The sequence below is a fragment of the Celerinatantimonas diazotrophica genome, assembly GCF_004339545.1.
GTDB lineage: Bacteria > Pseudomonadota > Gammaproteobacteria > Enterobacterales > Celerinatantimonadaceae > Celerinatantimonas > Celerinatantimonas diazotrophica.
This window is the reverse complement of record NZ_SMGD01000018.1, coordinates 97,711-114,904: the sequence shown is the minus strand read 5'-3', so window position 1 is coordinate 114,904 and position 17,194 is coordinate 97,711. Positions and strand designations below refer to the sequence as shown.

Sequence of the window (17,194 nt, the reverse complement as noted above, 5' to 3'; positions counted from 1 at the left end):
TCTCAAAATCATTATGACCAAGTTGTTGCCACACTTTTCTCTGCCTGAAGGACCAGGTGATCATAAACGGATTGGTCAATTACCCGGCAGCAGTATCGCTTTAGCTGTTTATCAGTATATTCATGCTACGCAGGCCCCGATTATTATCTTAACGCCAGATACCCGTTCAGCGATTCGCTTAGAACACGAGTTAAATGGGTTAAATACAGGACGGGAAATCGCGCTACTGCCTGACTGGGAGACCCTGCCGTATGACCAGTTTTCTCCCCACCAGGAAATCATCTCAACGCGGCTACGCATTCTTTCGCAAATGTTTCTTAATCCCAGTTCGCTGGTTGTGATTGCAACAGTAGCAACCTGGATGATGCGCTGCGCACCTAAAAGCTACATTTTGGGACGCTCGTTTTCTCTAAAGACTTCTCAACAGTTAGATATTGAAACATTTCGCGCAAACTTAGTTGATGCAGGATATCAGCAAGTCGATCAGGTCATTGAGCATGGTGAATTTGCCATTCGCGGCAGCTTGCTAGATATTTTCCCAATGGGGTCAGATGATCCCTATCGCATCGACTTTTTTGACGATGAAATCGATACGATTCGCAGTTTCGACCCGGATGATCAGCGCAGCCGTGATACCATCGAGCAAATTAACCTACTTCCTGCTCACGAATTTCCAACTGATTCAAAAGCCATTGAAAACTTCCGGAGTCGCTGGCGAGAACGCTTTGACGTCCCAAGGGAAAGTGAATCAATTTATCAGCAAGTCTCCAAAGGCATTTGGCCAGCAGGGATTGAATATTATCTACCACTATTTCATGAATCGACATCCACAATTAGCCAGTTGATGCCCGAGGATCTCTGCATCATTACGATTGAAGATATTAATGATGCCGCCCAACAATTCTGGCACAACATCCAGGAGCGCTATGAAAATCGTCGTCATGACCGGCTTCGACCACTGCTTGAGCCCAATGAGCTCTATCAAAATGTAGACCAATGCTTTGCAACAATGAAACAATTTGCTCGTTTGTCAATGCAACAGCACGCTTGGACCGCAGCCCCAGGGCGAGTTAATTTAGAGTTAGAACCGCTGCCCGATATTGCGTTTAATCATCAGCTTAGTGAAGCCACCCAAAAGTTACGGCAATTTATTGAAAAAAGCGCCGATACCATCTGTTTTGTGGTTGAATCAGCAGGCCGCCGGGAAGCGCTATCGGCGCTTTTAAAACCACTTAAGTTACCGCTGAAAAACATCACCAGCCTTGAGCAACTCACCGGTGAAAATCGTTTTTATCTGTTTATTGCGCCATTAGAACAAGGATTTAGAGCTCCCAGCCAAAAATTAATTTTTATTGGTGAAAGCGATCTGTTGGGCAAACAGGTGGTTAGAAACCGCTCTCGAAAATCTCATTCACAGGTTAATCCTGATGCAATGATTCGCAACTTAGCTGAATTATCCATTGGTCAGCCCGTTGTACATTTAGAGCATGGTGTTGGCCGCTATCAAGGGCTAAATACGCTAGATGCTGGCGGTGTGACAACCGAGTTTTTAACCCTGCTTTATGCCAATGATGCTAAGCTGTATGTTCCTGTTTCGTCGTTGCACTTGATTAGCCGCTACAGCGGTAGCTCAGAAGATAGTGCACCACTGAATAAATTGGGCAGCGATGCTTGGCAGAAAGCTCGTAAAAAAGCTGCTGAAAAAGTCCGTGATGTGGCAGCTGAACTGCTCAATATATACGCCAAGCGAGCAGCCAAGCCAGGTTATCCCTTTAAGCTAAGTGATGATGACTATCAGCAGTTCTGCAGCGAATTCCCGTTTGAAGAAACGGACGATCAGGTCAACGCTATTAACGCAGTTGTCGGCGACATGAGCCGACCCGAAGCAATGGATCGGCTGGTTTGTGGTGATGTAGGGTTTGGCAAAACAGAAGTTGCCATGCGCGGTGCATTCGTTGCTGTCAGTGACAATAAACAGGTTGCTGTATTAGTGCCAACTACTTTGCTAGCCCAACAGCACTATGATAACTTTTGTGACCGCTTTGCGAACTGGCCAGTCCGTATTGAGGTATTATCTCGATTTAAGACAGCTAAACAACAAAGCGCTATTTTGCAAGATCTTGCTGATGGTAAAATAGATATCGTGATTGGCACTCACAAATTACTGTCAAAGAATATTAAATTCGCCGATCTTGGCTTATTAATTGTTGATGAAGAGCACCGTTTTGGCGTTCGTCACAAAGAAAAAATTAAAGCGATGCGAGCCGATGTTGACATCCTAACGCTCACCGCGACGCCTATTCCGCGAACGCTGAATATGGCGATGAGTGGCATGCGCGATCTATCTATTATTGCAACACCTCCAGCTCGACGTTTATCCGTCAAGACATTTGTCAGGCGGCGTGATGATGCATTAATTAAAGAAGCCATCACTCGCGAAATCACTCGCGGTGGACAAGTCTATTTTCTGCATAATAATGTCGAAACCATCGATCGAATTGCCCAAGAACTGCAACAGGTACTTCCTCAAGCCCGAGTCGGTATCGGCCACGGTCAGATGCGAGAGCGTCAGTTGGAGCGGGTTATGTCTGATTTTCATCATCAACGCTTTAACGTATTGGTTTGCACCACCATTATCGAAACAGGGATTGATATTCCAAACGCCAATACCATTATCATTGATAGAGCCGATCATTTTGGTCTGGCGCAATTACACCAGTTACGAGGGCGTGTTGGCCGCTCACATCACCAAGCGTACGCATACCTGTTAACGCCTCATCCTAAGGCAATGACACGTGATGCCAAGCTACGACTCGATGCAATATCGGAGCTTGAAGATTTAGGTGCAGGATTCACTCTAGCCACTCACGATTTAGAAATTCGTGGTGCTGGTGAACTACTGGGAGAAGAACAAAGTGGTCAAATTGAAGCGGTTGGTTTTACCCTTTATATGGAAATGCTGGAACGCGCAGTGAATGCATTGAAATCGGGGAAAGAGCCATCACTTGATCTACTGGAGAGTAACCAAGCGGATGTTGAACTGAAAATTCCGGCCTTACTCCCTGATAGCTACATTAATGATGTGAACACTCGCCTCTCTATCTATAAACGCTTGGCGAACTGTGAAAATGAGCAGGCTTTGCGAGAACTGCAAGTTGAACTGATCGATCGATTTGGTTTATTACCTGATGCAGCCAAAAATCTCTTTAGTGTGCAACAACTCAAACAAACTGCGACTCAATTAGGACTTAAACGCGTTGAAGCTGGCAATACAACTGGCATGATCGAATTTAGCCAACAATCCAGTGTTGACCCAAGTTATCTTGTGGCATTGTTACAAAAAGCCAACAACCAATACCAAATGGATGGACCCACTCGCTTAAAATTCAATGTGCAAAGTGTAGATCGTCGAGAAAAAATGGAACAGATCAAACAACTTCTCAATGACTTCGCTAACCACCAACTACCGGAAGCCCACTATGCTTAGACGAACCGTGTATCTGGTCATGTTATCGATATTAACGATGGCCACTGCGCTACCAGTGAGTGCTCGAACATTTAATATTGAACTGATTATTTTTAAACGTAATCATCCACAATCTAGTCCTGAATATTGGGATCAATCTCAGCAACAATTAAAAATTGCCCCCAAATACTGGCTGCTATCCCCGGTATTAAACTGCCAAGGACAAACTTGCCTTAAAAACAGTCCATTATCCACGATCCCAACAATTATTGATGGCAGTGGTTGGCCCAAATTATCGGCTGTGCAAGTTCAGGTCCTGCCAAGCTCACAGTTTAAACTGAACAACCTGTGGCAACGCCTGACAAACTCTTCACGCTACACGCCCATGCTTCATATTGCTTGGCGACAGGACATCCACTCTCCCAATCGAGCCGTTTATCTTGGCATAATCGCAGGGAAACATCTGGATGCAAATCAAGTCAACCCTTCTCAGGGACCTTTCTGGGAATTACAAGGGGGAATCAAAATATCCTTGCAACACTATCTATATATTGATTCTAAACTGTTATTAACGGAGCCAAACCCAGCAGCAGCACAAGATGACAGTTCAGATTCGGTAGTAAAGACATCTAATGATGGGGAAGACCTCACAAATTCACCTGAGATGCAGTCCCCCCCACCGGCCCTTCTGAGTTATAAATTTGACCAAAAACGCCGAGTTCGCTCTGGGGAGATCCATTATTTTGATCACCCCAAATTTGGCATGATTATTCAGATCCGTAAAATTGACAGTAACAAATAATCATCGAATGCGGTGGTATGCCTATTGAGCAAACCGCCGCTCAATCGCAAATAAGGCGGCAATGGTGATCGCATCAGTGATTTCTCCACACTCAATCATCGCAATCGCGTCTTTAAGTGGCAGTTTTTTAACGCTGATATCTTCGCTCTCTTCCAGTTGTTGCTCTCCAAGAGTCAGTTCGGTGGCTAAAAATAAATAAGCGGTCTCATCCGAAACTGAATTCGATAAATGCATTTTAAACAGCGGCTCGATGTGCTTTGCCATTAACCCGGTTTCTTCACGCAGCTCACGTTTGGCTGCATCTTCAACTGCTTCATGTTCAGGGCATCCCCCTTCCGGAATTTCCCAAGAGTAGCAATCAAGCGCATAACGGCTCTGGCCTACCAGATAGATTTGCAGATCATCGGTTAACGCTACAACACCGACAGCTCTATTTTTAAAATGGACAATACCATATTGAGCTGGATTACCAGCAGGGTTAATCACCGCATGGTCTTCAACCCGTAACCATGGGTTTTCAAATACGACTTCTTTCGACTTGGTTTGCCAAGACATTCTTTTCTCCTTCGACCTGAAGTTAGGCTCTATAATAACGAGAAAAAATGATACTAGATATCGCTCTGACAGATAACAAAAAGGCCCGCGTTATCGGCGAGCCTTGTTTAGTTCTTAAACCAGCTTCGTTCATTAATGCAATTTGAGTTTGGGTCGTAAAACTTGATTCAATCGTCCGACCAACATAATTAGCCCTGTTTTTAAATAACCAAACAGTGCGATTTGGTGCATTCGATACAACGAAATATACATAACTCGAGCGATACGACCTTCCACTTTCATCGAGCCGCGCATTAAGTTACCCATCAAAGAGCCTACCGTTGAATAGTTACTCAAGGAAACCAGTGATCCATAATCTTTATAAACATATTCTTTAGGCTGCTTACCTTTGATTCCGGCCAAGATATTTTCATATACACATGAAGCCATCTGGTGCGCAGACTGAGCCCGAGGGGGAACAGTTTTACCTGAGTCATCAATGGGGCAACTGGCACAATCACCTATCGCATAAACAGCGTCATCGTTAGTCGTTTGTAGCGTTTTACGTACAATTAACTGATTGATACGGTTAGTTTCAAGGCCTCCTAACTCTTTCATGAAATCAGGACATTTAATCCCAGCAGCCCAAACCATTAAATCTGCACGAACTAATTCACCATCTTGAGTCATCAACCCTTCTGTAGATGCCTCGGTGACCATCGTTGCAGTGCGAACATCAACGCCCATCTTACTCAGCTCATTGTGAGCGGCACCTGAGATCCGCTCTGGTAGTGCTGGTAAAATCCGTGGCCCGGCTTCCACTAGCGTCACCGCTAAGCATTCGTTTGATACGTTTGGCACACCATAGGCTTTTAACTGTTCAGCAGCATTATGCAGCTCTGCAGATAGCTCAACTCCTGTTGCTCCGCCTCCGACAATCGCAATACGTACTTTTTCATCAGAACGGGGATGTTCAGGATCAACCGCTTGTGAAGAAAACTGTAAAAATCGGTTTAATAATCGCTGGTGGAAAAGATGCGCCCGAGCAGGATTATCAAGAAAGATACAGTGGTCTTTGACGCCCTTCGTTCCAAAATCATTTGAGATCGAACCAATCGCCATCACTAGTATGTCATAACGGATTGTTCGCTCTGGGACCAATTCTTTACCTTCTTCATGAATAGGAGCAAGATGAATTTCTTTATTTTCGCGATCTAAACCGCACATCTCACCTTTTTGGTAACTAAAGCCACAATGAGACGCATGAGAGCGAAAACTCAAAGCATCAATGCCTGAATCCATTGAACCAGCGGCCACTTCATGTAACAGTGGTTTCCAAAGATGGGTACGATCCCGGTCGACAAGAGTAACTTCGGCTTTTTTCTTTCGGCCTAATTTACGACCTAACTTAGTGGCAAGCTCTAGTCCTCCCGCTCCACCACCGACTACCACAATCTTCAACATGGATACACGTCTCCAAATTTAAACCAATTAAATCTATATCTCTGACTAAAAAAGACGCTATCTGTGATAAAACGTCAGGTACGTTCAGATGACAATAATGGCTATGATTATAAAGAAAAATGAGTGACTTTCATCACATTTTTTGGGGAAATCGTGTTTTTCACGTAACAAACAGAAAAAACTCATGAAATAGCCCATTTTACTAATAAAACTTTTATATTTTACCGTTAAAATGGGACACTATTTCATTATTTAATACTTATAAACTCAATTAACACACTAAACTTCAAGAAGATTCTGCAGGAACTGGTACCGCTCGCAATGCATTAGCTCATACCAGCTTGGGCTAGGCTGATTGGGCTTCAGCATCAAGGCTTTGTTATGGCAATAACCTTGATCTAAGCCGTCAAGCAATTGTTCACTAGCGCTGCGGTCATTACAGGCTAACAACAAATCACAGCCAGCTTGAATAGCTAATTGCGCCCGTTCTAAAACCGTCCCAGCAATATGTGCCGCTTGCATAGATAAATCATCACTGAAAATAAGGCCATTAAACCCTAAATTCTCCTTAAGAATGCTATTAATCCATTCTTTAGAAAATCCAGCGGGTTGATCATCAACCGCAGAATAAATCACATGAGCAGGCATCACTGCATCAAGAATATTATGCTTGATGAGAGTGCTGAACGGTTTAAGATCACTTTGCTCAATGACAGAGAAAGCTCGCTCATCGACCGGTTGAGCCACATGAGAATCGGCTTGAACACTACCGTGTCCAGGAAAGTGTTTGCCGACACAACGCATCGACCACTGCCGCATGCCTTCAATATAGTTTTGAGCAAGCTCAATGACATCATCAGCATCGCTGGCAAAAGCGCGGTTACCAATTACATTGCTCACCCCATTAATATCTAATACGGGCGCTAAGCTCATATCAACATCACAAGCTCGCAGTTCACCGGCCATCAACCAGCCAATTTCACGACAAACAAACTGAGGATCAAGCTGGTGATGTCTAGCCAGTGATGCAAGTTCACCGGCCGCCGGCAAAGCACTAAATTCGTGACGAAAACGCTGCACTCGCCCACCTTCTTGATCAACCACAACTAGTAATGGCTCTTGGCGAGACTCTCGAATCTGGCGAACCAGTTCGATAAGCTGACGCCTTTCAACATAGTTACGGCTGAATAAAATAACGCCGGCCACCAATGGATGAGAAAGCATCTCTCGTTCAACTGAATCGATTTCAACGCCAGCTAAATCTAAAAATAAGGGGCCCATCTTACCAACCAAATAATGCACGTTTAGAGTCTTTACGGATCTGAGTTTCAGCAGCCCAAACCAGCAAACCGGTTCTAAGATCCATCAATCGCATGGTCATTTTATAGTAGACATCTTTGACAGAACTATTTGATTGAACGATGCTTGATAAATTGCCATACAACATATATTGGGCACCAACTTGATGGCCAAACTTCACAGCTTTATTGGGATCAACCATGCCACTATGATTTTGATAATTCAGCTGTTTGCGAACCGCATTCACGCGAGTCATATCCACAAACTGAAACTTACCAGACTGTAACAATTTGGTTGAAATTGAGTTCGTAATGGACTCAGTATCAATATGCTGGCTAGTTTTGTTTTTGATCCCTGCAACATAAATAACCGGTGTTTTACCTTCTGCTGAGAGCTTCTGTGAAAAACCAGAGGCAAGCAGCGAATCTGTCATATGATTGGCAATTTTCTGCAAATCGGTTGACCCAAAATCAACACTCACGGTTTCCACTGCATTGGGATCGCCATAACTAACTTTTTCGGCACATCCAGTTAAACCAATCGCCGCAACTACAGCAGATGCAACTAATAAAGATGTTTTCTTACTCATACGGACTCCTAGTCGACCTGACGAACATAAAAACGAAATGCACTAGCATTGTTAGAGTTCGCGGTAGATTGCAATTGTTGTTGTTCTTTCCCATGCAAGACTAGCGCGATCCAAGGTGTTTGCCCGACTTGCTGATGATTAGCATCATACCAATAAAAACGATACTGCAAATGCTGGTCATAATTACTTTGAGAACGAAGTGTAATAAATGCCTGTTTAAGGCCATCAGGAAGCGATTTTATTCCTGCATGTTCAAAGTGAACACTGCGACCAAGCGATGCATCATCAGTTTTCTGCAACTGGGCAGGCATATCCGTTGCCGCAATCACCGGTGTTCCTACACCAGCTGAATAAGTAGCACATCCACTTAATATCAATGCAGCCCCAAGTGCTGCGATTGCAATGCGAAGCATAACGCCTCCTTAAAGAGTAAAGACCTGAGCTTTCCAAATTTGGCCAATCGACGAAACAATCACAAGAGTAATGGCTTGTTTTTTAACTGGCACGGCAACGGTTTGCCCAAGTGGTGAAAATTTTAAATTAACTGTGCCCGGGGCAAATGCACCAACGGCAAAACGTACTGTCGCAGGTAAAGTCTCCCAACTGCGAGTATCAGCATGTTCACTGACAGCATTATATAGGTTAGTCAACAATCCTAACCAACGATTTTGTCGATCCATTTGGTCGGCTAACACGCTTTTGCTTGTTAAACGTAGTAACTGACGAACAATCATTCCTGGTAACTCATCTTTTAAAGCATGCCCAGCCAAAGATTGCAACTGAGTACTAACTTGAGCTGGTAAAACCTGCCCATCAGCGTGAATTTTCACACTTCTACTAGGTTTAATTGAATCGGGGAGAACAGGAAACGCAACCGACCAATATTGCAATTGGTGATTGATCGGTACAGGTAAACGCACCGCAAATTCACGACGATATGGAATTAAGTTCTGCTCAACAAATACCCATACCATTCCTTTGGAATTGTTTAAATCAAACTTAGGGTAGCGAGCTTTAAGTTCATCGGCATCCGGCATGACCAGTTGCGTAGCTAAATAACGAGTTAATTTACCAATGGCAGTATTATCAGGCGCCACTTTCAATGCCCGTTTTAAATCGATATAAGCATCATCAGGCTGATTGGCAGCTAAATACAATGCGCTGCTAAACAGATAGGTATAACTATTTTGATACTGACTCATGCTTTGGCTAATCAAATTACTCATCGACGGATACTGAGACATCACCGATTGCACCTGACTTTGATAACGTTGCTCAACCGTATTTTGTTCATCTGGGTGATTATTCAGTGCTTTTTGCTGCAGCAATTCTCCCTTTCGAACTTCAACTAGTGCTCCCGTCAGATTGTTCTGGTGCAGATAATTGACGGCTTGGTATTGATGCAGCATCACTTGCTCAAAAACGGGAATTCGATAACTACGAGCGCTATCATTAGTGAGCATGTCTACACTGTTTTGAATACCATGCGAAAGCCGATACTGAGCCTGATTAGAGAGCCAATTTAAATAATCTTCAACAATTTTAAAATGATGTTCACTGCTTTGATAGTTACCTGCTAATTGCTCGAGCCGCCCTAGTTCCAACTGCCTTAAGTAATAACTCGTATTGTGGGGGGAACCCGGGTCAATATCATCAATTGCCTGCTTAATATCGCCACTCTTGACACTATGGCGCATATTGGACATTTGCGAACTATAAGTCTCAATGAGGTCACGCCCACTTAGAGATGAGCATCCCACGACATTAAGCAATAATATGACAGCCGCAACAATACGGCACATAGCGACACGTTTATGCATGCATTATTGACTTAACAGAGGGCCCAATGGTTTGCCTCCTAACAGGTGCATATGTAAGTGGAACACTTCTTGGCCACCAAATTCATTACAATTGATGACTAAACGATACCCATCTTCAGCAATTTCTTTTTCATTTGCTATCTGTCGGGCAACATTGACCATATGGCCAATTGTTTGCTCATCTTCAGCCGTCACATCATTCACGGTTGGAATTAACTTGTTTGGCACGATTAAAACATGCACCGGAGCCTGAGGAGAAATATCAGCAAAGGCGGTCACTCGTTCATCCTGAAAAAGTAATTCAGTAGGAATTTCCTTGCGAATAATTTTACTAAAAATAGTTTCTTCGGCCATGCATACCTCCAAGATAGGGAAATAATGAATATCAATGAGCTAGCTTAATCGAGCATGCCGCATAAATCTATTTGATTATGATTGATAACGGCAAGTCATTTTACGATAAATTAACTATTGGGATGCTACACGTGCATTTGTTTTAAACAGATGTAAAGTAACCCAGATAGCTTTACGGTAATTCTTCAATCGCGCCCTTTCCTACGCCTTCATAGGCATGAACTCGAATACATTGATTCGGATGAGCAAGCTTAACCTGCGTGGCAATATGATGAGCCAGATTTTCGACTGTTGTATCACAGGGCAACAAGTCGCATTCATGCATTGGCACCGCCAGTTCAAAAAATCCCTGAGGCGCTTGATAAGCAAAACCATAATGGTTATCCAGCTTTGCCTGAGCCGCAAAACTTAAATGTGAAACAGCCACACAGTCTTCACTGCTCCCCAAATAAATATTCCGCCATTTCATCGCCCAACTGGCGCACAACTCATCATCTAATTCATCATCGACCAAGATTTCGATCATAGAGCGATGCCCATGAGCAATCCGCTGACAATTCCCTTGATGCTTTTTCAGACCATGGCTGTAATGGTAATAGGGACCTTCGATATGTTCGTTACGCAGTGATATTGTCAAATCATTAATGTTATCCGGTAAATGCGGTCGAAGCGTTTCGATCAGATGATGAACCAGCGCTGCCTCTGTAATTTCAATGCAATCAACAAAACAAAATGCTTGTTCAGGACAACAAAGAAAAATATCGCTTTGCCCTGAACGAGAAAAACTTAACTGCACTCGCCCATCATCTTGCTCATGGATCTGACATTGCGGTGACCGTTTAGGGGCCAAAAGCTTATGATCCACATAAGTATCAATAATTTTTTTTATCGTTTTTTTGACAACGCCAAAATCGAGCAGCATATTCATCTGATTTAATTCGCCGCTTAATTCAATGTCAACAATCCAGCTCTCTCCGACTAACCCTCTGTCAGGACAGAGAAATGTGGAATCGATGACGGTTAAATCTTTCACAAAAAGTTTCATTCAAATTGTTCTATTACTTTATGATTGATGTCTAGATCCTCTATTATACCTACACCACTGATTAATTGAACGGATCCTCCCCCATGCGACAGTTATTAATTAAAAACGCAACACTGATAAACGAAAACAAAATCAGTAGCGGCGATGTCAGAATTCAAGGCGAACGTATCGAAGCCATTGCATCAGAACTTTCTGCCCGACCGGGTGAACAGGTGTTAGATGCCGAAGGTCTGCATTTATTACCCGGTGTTATCGATGATCAGGTTCATTTCCGCGAACCAGGATTGATGCACAAAGGCAATATTCAGAGTGAATCACGTGCAGCAGTCGCTGGCGGGATTACCAGCTTTATGGAAATGCCGAATGTTAATCCTCAAACGACAACACTGGATGAACTTGAAGCCAAATACCAACGGGCCGCTGGCAGGGCCTATGCAAATCATAGCTTTTATTTAGGGGCGACTAATGACAACTTAGAAGTCATCAAATCACTTAATCCAAATGCCGCCTGTGGGGTGAAAATTTTCATGGGTGCGAGTACCGGGAATATGTTGGTCGATGACGAACAAGTTCTGGCCAATATTTTCGCTAATTCGCCAGTATTAATTGCAACCCATTGTGAAAATACGCCAATGATCCAAGCTCTGGAGAACGAGTATCGCCACCGTTATGGTGATAATATTCCGATGGAATTACATGCGGAAATCCGCAGTCGTGAAGCATGTTATGACTCATCATCGCAAGCCATTGCACTGGCAAAAAAACATAATGCTCGCTTGCATGTACTTCACTTAACAACCGCCGAAGAGTTACAGCAGTTCCCACCCATCACCGATCTACATGATTTAGCTGCGGCAACAGTCACCGCTGAGGCCTGTGTACACCACCTGTGGTTTAACAAAGACGATTACGCGACTAAAGGCAGTTTAATTAAATGTAATCCAGCCATTAAGCTTCGCTCTGACCAGCTAGCATTACAACAAGCCGTGAATGATGACCGTATTGCTATTATTGCAACCGATCATGCGCCGCATACCCTAGAGGAAAAAGACAACAGCTACTTTAATGCTCCTTCTGGTATGCCATTGGTTCAGCATATGCTTCCAGCGCTTCTAGAGCTCTATCATCAAGGCATTTTCACCTTAGAACGCATTGTTCGTAAGACCTCTCATAGCGTGGCTGAGCGTTATCAAATTAAAGATCGAGGATATCTTCGTGAAGGGTATTTCGCGGACTTAACACTAGTAAACTTAAATCAACCTAATACAGTCGCAACCGACAATATTATGTATCACTGTAACTGGTCACCGTTTGAAGGACAAACCTTCCAAAGTGCCATTCAGACAACTATCGTGAATGGCCAGATTATATATCATCAGGGTGAAATTAAGAGTGACGCGAATGGCCAGCGTCTCAGCTTTAATCGCCTTTAACATGATTAGGGACTGTTGACCTTTGGTGGTTGAATTTTGTTCAAATTAAACGCATTTTGAACGCGGCGCACCCTGCGTCGCTTAATGAGTTAAGCAAGCTGGGGGCAACAAAGTTCAGGATGCGTTTAAATGAACCCCAAGGGCAGTATCTGAGAGGAATTTATCCAGCGTTAAACGTTCTTTGTGGAGAATAACTACACGGCACAACGTTTGCCTTGCCTAAATCCCTCTCAGATTTCTGCAAAACTAATCACAAAAGGTCAACAGTCCCTAGCACAGATGTAATAAAAAAGCCCGCTATGCGGGCTTGGCATCAAACAATACTATTCATTCGATTCTGAACCACCTGTGGCTCGTCTAAGTTGCTCTTTTAAGTTCGGTGGTAATCCGACCACCGTCAGCGTATCAGTTTGAGGGTCATAGGTAACCCGCTCCCCTAACAAAGACTGATCAAAACTAATGGTCATGCCTTTTCCTTGACCAAAATATTTAGTCAGTTTTTTTAACGAACTGCGATCCGCTGGGAATTGCTCTTCAATTGGAAAATGCTCAGCCGCATAAGAATAAAAATCCTCCACCGGTCCGTCATGACTCGGAAGGTTTGCAGAGAGTTCCTTAACCTGGATCTCTTCGCCATCTTTGATTTGTTGGTCGCAATACGATTTAACCTGTGAGCGATACTCAGTTTTTTCCTGAGGATCCAGATTTACAACATCGCAAAACTCATCGACAGCGCTCATGAGCATGGCATTTTGTTGTTTAACATCAAGCCCTTCTTCACAACTTAAAAAATCAACAAAGAAGTCAGCAACCTTGCGCCCAGCTCGTCCTCGAATGAATGACACATAACGCTTCGACTCACGATTACGTTGCATCTCAGTAATGTCAATACGGGCAGCAAGTTGAATAGCGGATGTCTCAAGATAATGGCTGGCCGTGATTTCCATATTATCATTCACAGCCGGGGCAGCTTTATCTTGCAATAACATAATTTGTAGATAGTCACTGCCGACAAACTCATAGTAAGCAATCAGTAAAATCCCCTGCTCGGTAAGTTCATAATGATTAATGCGATCAACAAGTTCTTGAGCTAGTTCACCCGAAAAAGGGATAAATTCCTGTTCACCTGATAAAAATTGCTGTAATTGCGCTGGCAAACGAGCTTCAGGGGCGGCAAAATATCCAAATCCCTTCGAGGATTTACTATTATATGTTAGATGTAGATTTTCAATTAACTCAAGTGCATTGTCGGTAACGGGTGGCTCTTGCGAACGTAAACTCAGGGACACTTGGCCCTGCTCACTTAAGCCGATAGAATGTAAAACGAAGTGTTTTAGCGATAAGCTCATAGTCGTTTTGTTAGTTTTTGTGCCTTGGGTACGGTATTATACGCATCTTTTCTTTTGGAATCAGACGAACAACATGGCTATCATTTCAAAATACCCATCTGAAAAAGTTGAACAAATGCTTCAAGAAATCATAACAATTTTAGATAATCATCAAGCTCCCAATGATTTGGCATTAATGGTATTGGGTAATGCAGCAACAAATATTATAAATACACGCATTGCTGCCGGGCAACGACAAAAATTAGCCGAAAGTTTTGGTCAAGCACTAAAAAGCTCAGTTGAGTCACCAAAACACTCGTAGTATGTAAGGAACAACCAGCAATATGGTCCAAGGCGAGCTTAAATATCGCGATAAAGTGTCTCAGCTCATTAGCTGGGGCCACTGGTTTTGTTTAGGAAACATTATCATTACGCTGCTGATAGCGATCCGCTATCTGTATATAGCCCATTGGCCAGAAACATTTCTAGGTCAGGCTTATATGTTTGTCAGCTGGTTGGGGCAATTTTCTTTTTTGCCATTTATGGTTTTTTTACTCACCTTGTTTCCTCTCAGCTTTTTGTTACCCAGCAGTCGTACTTTGCGTTTCCTCGGTGCAATTATTGCAACCATAGGGATAAGTGCGCTAGCGATTGATACACAGGTCTTCTCGCGTTTTTATGTGCATTTAAATCCAATGTTATGGCAGTTACTTATTGATAAAGAAAATAACCGCCAAAGCACTGATGTAAACCTGATTTTTATTCTAGTTCCACTCATCTTCTTTGTAGAGCTATTACTCGCTCGGCTGACCTGGGTCAGCCTACATAATTTAGAACGACGTAAACTTGGGAAACCTATTGCGATTGGATTTTTTATTTGCTTCTTTCTAACCCATGTCGTTCATGTATGGGCGGATGCAACGATTTATCGCCCTATTACAGCCCAGAAAATCAACTATCCTTTGTTTTATCCGATGACAGCGCGCAACCTACTCAATTCTTATGGATTAATTGATATTGATCGCATTCGTGCCAAATCACGTAAAGCAGGTTTACATGACGGCAATCCGCTCAACTACCCAGAACACACACTACAATATAAAAAATTAAATTCGCAACCATTTAATTTATTAATCGTTGTCGTTGAAGGGCTCCGTTTTGATGCACTGAATGCTCAAAGCATGCCAAATAGTTGGAAATTTGCCCAGCAATCATTGGACTTTACTCACCATTTCAGCGGCAGTAATGACCACCAACTCGGTTTATATTCGCTCTTTTATGGCCTTCCTACCACTTATTGGAAGAGCATCGATGAGGCTCACCTACAACCCGTTTTATTTAATGCCCTCAACAAACGCGATTATCAACTGAGAGTATTCTCAAGCTCTGGATTTCACGATGCACAGCTAAATCAAACGGTCTGGAAAGATATCCCAGCAAAAGAGCTCGATATAAATACTGATCTAACCGGAAGTAAAGCTGACGAACAAACCGTGAAAAACTGGCAACAGTGGCAAAGCCAACATCACTCAGACAAAGCACCTTGGTTTAATTATATCGACTTAACTGGGGTGCTTGATTTAGATACTCAGCAGGCTATCAAGCCTAAATCAGTCAAAGATCGTCGTCAGTGGATGAAAATTTATCGGCACGCTGCAATGACAGCCGATAAAAAAATCGGCCAGATTATTACCACACTTAAAAATACAGATGAGTTGGCCAATACAGTCGTCATTATCACCTCCGACCATGGCCAACAATTTGGGGATGATCATCACCCCAATAGTTGGGGATATGGAAATAATCTATCGCGTTATCAGAGTCAAGTTCCCCTGATCATTCACTGGCCTGGCCATGGCAGCGGCCGCATTACTCACGATACCAGTCATTTAGATATTGTGCCCACATTAGCTCAATCGTTATTAGGTGTTCAGAATTCAAGTGATGATTACTCAACTGGCACAAATTTGTTTGCGACCTCACGTCCTTCATGGATTTTAGTCGGCAGTTATGATGAGCAAGCTATTTATCAGAAAAACAAAATCACGCTATTTAATAACCATGGCGATTATCAAGTGCGCAATCGTGATTATCGTAAAATCTCAGCGCGAGCCGATATGCCCACGATTTTGCAGGTGCTCAATGAGCTACGGCGTTTTTATCGTGATGATTCATAAATCAACATTGCGCAAAACTTCGGCAAACAGCTTGATAATAAGCAATAATCAGTTGCAAGCAGCCATAAAAAAAGTAATATATTGCTTGCTCGGAACGTAGCGCAGCCTGGTAGCGCACCGTCATGGGGTGTCGGGGGTCGGAGGTTCAAATCCTCTCGTTCCGACCATTAAAAAACCAATCTTAAGATTGGTTTTTTAATGGTCACTGTTCTTATTTTCATCATTTTCTCCCTATTTATCACTTTATTTGCCAAACTAGATCAGTAACGATTCTTTCTCGTCCAAAGGAATTGCTCTTGTCTATGGATTTTATAATCACAAAGCTCACAGCTAAATCGGCTGATCAATTGGCTATTCTGAACAAGCAACTCATCGAAGATGAAGGAAACGCCAAAGACTTATCTCACCACTATCTGTGTCAGCGGATGAAAAACTGGCTCAAGGATGAACGCTATTTCGGTTTTGGTATCGAAATTGAAGAACAAATGAAGGCCTATCTACTCGCCTGCTATGAAGATGATTTTGTTTATTTGCGTCAATTAGTGACCGACAGAGAGTATCGCTGCCATGGCATGGCTAGCGCATTAATCGCACATCTCGAAAAATTTGTGGGTCCATCTCAACAGTTAAGGCTCGATGTCTTAATGAGTAATAAGAATGCCATGTATTTCTATGCTAAGTTGGGATTTCAACCTTTTTATATGGCAATGCTTAAAAATACGCTTTAAAAATACCACTCTTAATTGCTATCAGAGCCTCACATAGTGATTTGATTAACTTAAATAAGTTAAATCTTGATCTATATTTAGTAACAAATATCTCAATTGGCAATTATCTGATGTTTTTTAATCGAAAATCGACCAAAAACCAAGCTGTCAAAACA

The 17,194-nt window shown here is 42.9% G+C and carries 15 protein-coding genes and 1 tRNA gene; 7 read left to right on the top strand and 9 right to left on the bottom strand.

Annotation, left to right across the window (positions count from 1 at the left end):
- The first annotated feature begins 10 nt into the window (after positions 1-10).
- Together mfd and EV690_RS17160 are read left to right on the top strand one after the other, a co-directional pair.
- The gene (gene mfd, locus EV690_RS17165) at positions 11-3,487 is read left to right on the top strand and encodes a transcription-repair coupling factor (protein ID WP_411675422.1); all 3,477 of its coding nucleotides are present in this window, start codon (positions 11-13) and stop codon (positions 3,485-3,487) included.
- Complete coding sequence (locus tag EV690_RS17160; protein ID WP_165872803.1) at positions 3,480-4,268, top strand: peptidoglycan binding protein CsiV; 789 nt, start codon at positions 3,480-3,482, stop codon at positions 4,266-4,268. The genes mfd and EV690_RS17160 overlap by 8 nt, the downstream gene beginning before the upstream one ends.
- 21 nt (positions 4,269-4,289) lie before the next feature.
- On the opposite strand, the gene EV690_RS17155 is transcribed toward EV690_RS17160, so the two are convergent.
- The 8 genes from EV690_RS17155 to EV690_RS17120 form a co-directional block, all read right to left on the bottom strand.
- Positions 4,290-4,823: an NUDIX domain-containing protein gene (locus EV690_RS17155; RefSeq protein ID WP_131914252.1), complete on the bottom strand. Its 534-nt coding sequence runs from the start codon at positions 4,821-4,823 to the stop codon at positions 4,290-4,292.
- 132 nt (positions 4,824-4,955) lie between these two features.
- Entirely contained in the window at positions 4,956-6,266 is a 1,311-nt protein-coding gene (locus EV690_RS17150; RefSeq protein WP_131914251.1) for an NAD(P)/FAD-dependent oxidoreductase, read from the bottom strand.
- Positions 6,267-6,545: 279 nt separating this feature from the next.
- Positions 6,546-7,547 (bottom strand): beta-N-acetylhexosaminidase, encoded by a 1,002-nt coding sequence (gene nagZ, locus EV690_RS17145; protein WP_131914250.1) that lies wholly within the window; start codon positions 7,545-7,547, stop codon positions 6,546-6,548.
- A gap of 1 nt (position 7,548) precedes the next feature.
- Positions 7,549-8,154, bottom strand: coding sequence for a penicillin-binding protein activator LpoB (gene lpoB / locus EV690_RS17140; protein WP_131914249.1), 606 nt, complete (start codon positions 8,152-8,154; stop codon positions 7,549-7,551).
- Positions 8,155-8,162: 8 nt separating this feature from the next.
- Positions 8,163-8,567, bottom strand: a complete 405-nt coding sequence (locus tag EV690_RS17135) for a DUF1425 domain-containing protein (protein ID WP_131914248.1) — start codon at positions 8,565-8,567, stop codon at positions 8,163-8,165.
- 9 nt (positions 8,568-8,576) lie between these two features.
- Positions 8,577-9,956 (bottom strand): COG3014 family protein, encoded by a 1,380-nt coding sequence (locus EV690_RS17130; protein WP_131914247.1) that lies wholly within the window; start codon positions 9,954-9,956, stop codon positions 8,577-8,579.
- 21 nt (positions 9,957-9,977) lie between these two features.
- A complete protein-coding gene (locus EV690_RS17125; protein WP_131914246.1) occupies positions 9,978-10,328 on the bottom strand; it encodes an HIT domain-containing protein in 351 nt (116 codons plus the stop codon).
- Positions 10,329-10,500: 172 nt separating this feature from the next.
- Entirely contained in the window at positions 10,501-11,373 is an 873-nt protein-coding gene (locus tag EV690_RS17120; protein WP_131914245.1) for a 6-carboxytetrahydropterin synthase, read from the bottom strand.
- Between the two features lie 83 nt (positions 11,374-11,456).
- Here EV690_RS17120 and EV690_RS17115 point away from each other — a divergent pair, with 83 nt between their 5' ends.
- Positions 11,457-12,806, top strand: a complete 1,350-nt coding sequence (locus tag EV690_RS17115; protein ID WP_131914244.1) for a dihydroorotase — start codon at positions 11,457-11,459, stop codon at positions 12,804-12,806.
- A 323-nt stretch (positions 12,807-13,129) separates the two neighbouring features.
- Here the strand turns inward: EV690_RS17115 and yejK are convergent, their stop codons facing one another.
- Positions 13,130-14,155 carry a nucleoid-associated protein YejK gene (gene yejK, locus EV690_RS17110; protein ID WP_131914243.1) on the bottom strand — a complete coding sequence of 342 codons (1,026 nt, stop codon included), beginning with the start codon at positions 14,153-14,155 and terminating at the stop codon, positions 13,130-13,132.
- Between the two features lie 73 nt (positions 14,156-14,228).
- Here yejK and EV690_RS17105 point away from each other — a divergent pair, with 73 nt between their 5' ends.
- The 4 genes from EV690_RS17105 to EV690_RS17090 all read left to right on the top strand — a co-directional run bounded on the left by EV690_RS17105 (position 14,229) and on the right by EV690_RS17090 (position 17,039).
- Entirely contained in the window at positions 14,229-14,456 is a 228-nt protein-coding gene (locus EV690_RS17105) for a YejL family protein (RefSeq protein WP_131914242.1), read from the top strand.
- A 22-nt stretch (positions 14,457-14,478) separates the two neighbouring features.
- A complete protein-coding gene (locus EV690_RS17100; RefSeq protein ID WP_131914241.1) occupies positions 14,479-16,311 on the top strand; it encodes a DUF3413 domain-containing protein in 1,833 nt (610 codons plus the stop codon).
- A gap of 90 nt (positions 16,312-16,401) precedes the next feature.
- Positions 16,402-16,478 (top strand) — tRNA-Pro (locus EV690_RS17095).
- Between the two features lie 135 nt (positions 16,479-16,613).
- Complete coding sequence (locus tag EV690_RS17090) at positions 16,614-17,039, top strand: GNAT family N-acetyltransferase (RefSeq protein WP_131914240.1); 426 nt, start codon at positions 16,614-16,616, stop codon at positions 17,037-17,039.
- The last annotated feature ends 155 nt before the right edge of the window (positions 17,040-17,194 follow it).

Excerpts from the sequence above, each read along its gene's own strand:
- EV690_RS17115 (WP_131914244.1), top strand. The coding sequence starts at position 11,457 with ATGCGACAGTTATTAATTAAAAACGCAACACTGATAAACGAAAACAAA.
- lpoB (WP_131914249.1), bottom strand. The coding sequence starts at position 8,154 with ATGAGTAAGAAAACATCTTTATTAGTTGCATCTGCTGTAGTTGCGGCG.
- EV690_RS17160 (WP_165872803.1), top strand. The coding sequence starts at position 3,480 with ATGCTTAGACGAACCGTGTATCTGGTCATGTTATCGATATTAACGATG.
- EV690_RS17120 (WP_131914245.1), bottom strand. The coding sequence starts at position 11,373 with ATGAAACTTTTTGTGAAAGATTTAACCGTCATCGATTCCACATTTCTC.
- nagZ (WP_131914250.1), bottom strand. The coding sequence starts at position 7,547 with ATGGGCCCCTTATTTTTAGATTTAGCTGGCGTTGAAATCGATTCAGTT.
- EV690_RS17100 (WP_131914241.1), top strand. The coding sequence starts at position 14,479 with ATGGTCCAAGGCGAGCTTAAATATCGCGATAAAGTGTCTCAGCTCATT.
- EV690_RS17135 (WP_131914248.1), bottom strand. The coding sequence starts at position 8,567 with ATGCTTCGCATTGCAATCGCAGCACTTGGGGCTGCATTGATATTAAGT.
- EV690_RS17150 (WP_131914251.1), bottom strand. The coding sequence starts at position 6,266 with ATGTTGAAGATTGTGGTAGTCGGTGGTGGAGCGGGAGGACTAGAGCTT.
- EV690_RS17130 (WP_131914247.1), bottom strand. The coding sequence starts at position 9,956 with ATGTGCCGTATTGTTGCGGCTGTCATATTATTGCTTAATGTCGTGGGA.
- EV690_RS17155 (WP_131914252.1), bottom strand. The coding sequence starts at position 4,823 with ATGTCTTGGCAAACCAAGTCGAAAGAAGTCGTATTTGAAAACCCATGG.
- EV690_RS17105 (WP_131914242.1), top strand. The coding sequence starts at position 14,229 with ATGGCTATCATTTCAAAATACCCATCTGAAAAAGTTGAACAAATGCTT.
- EV690_RS17090 (WP_131914240.1), top strand. The coding sequence starts at position 16,614 with ATGGATTTTATAATCACAAAGCTCACAGCTAAATCGGCTGATCAATTG.
- yejK (WP_131914243.1), bottom strand. The coding sequence starts at position 14,155 with ATGAGCTTATCGCTAAAACACTTCGTTTTACATTCTATCGGCTTAAGT.
- EV690_RS17125 (WP_131914246.1), bottom strand. The coding sequence starts at position 10,328 with ATGGCCGAAGAAACTATTTTTAGTAAAATTATTCGCAAGGAAATTCCT.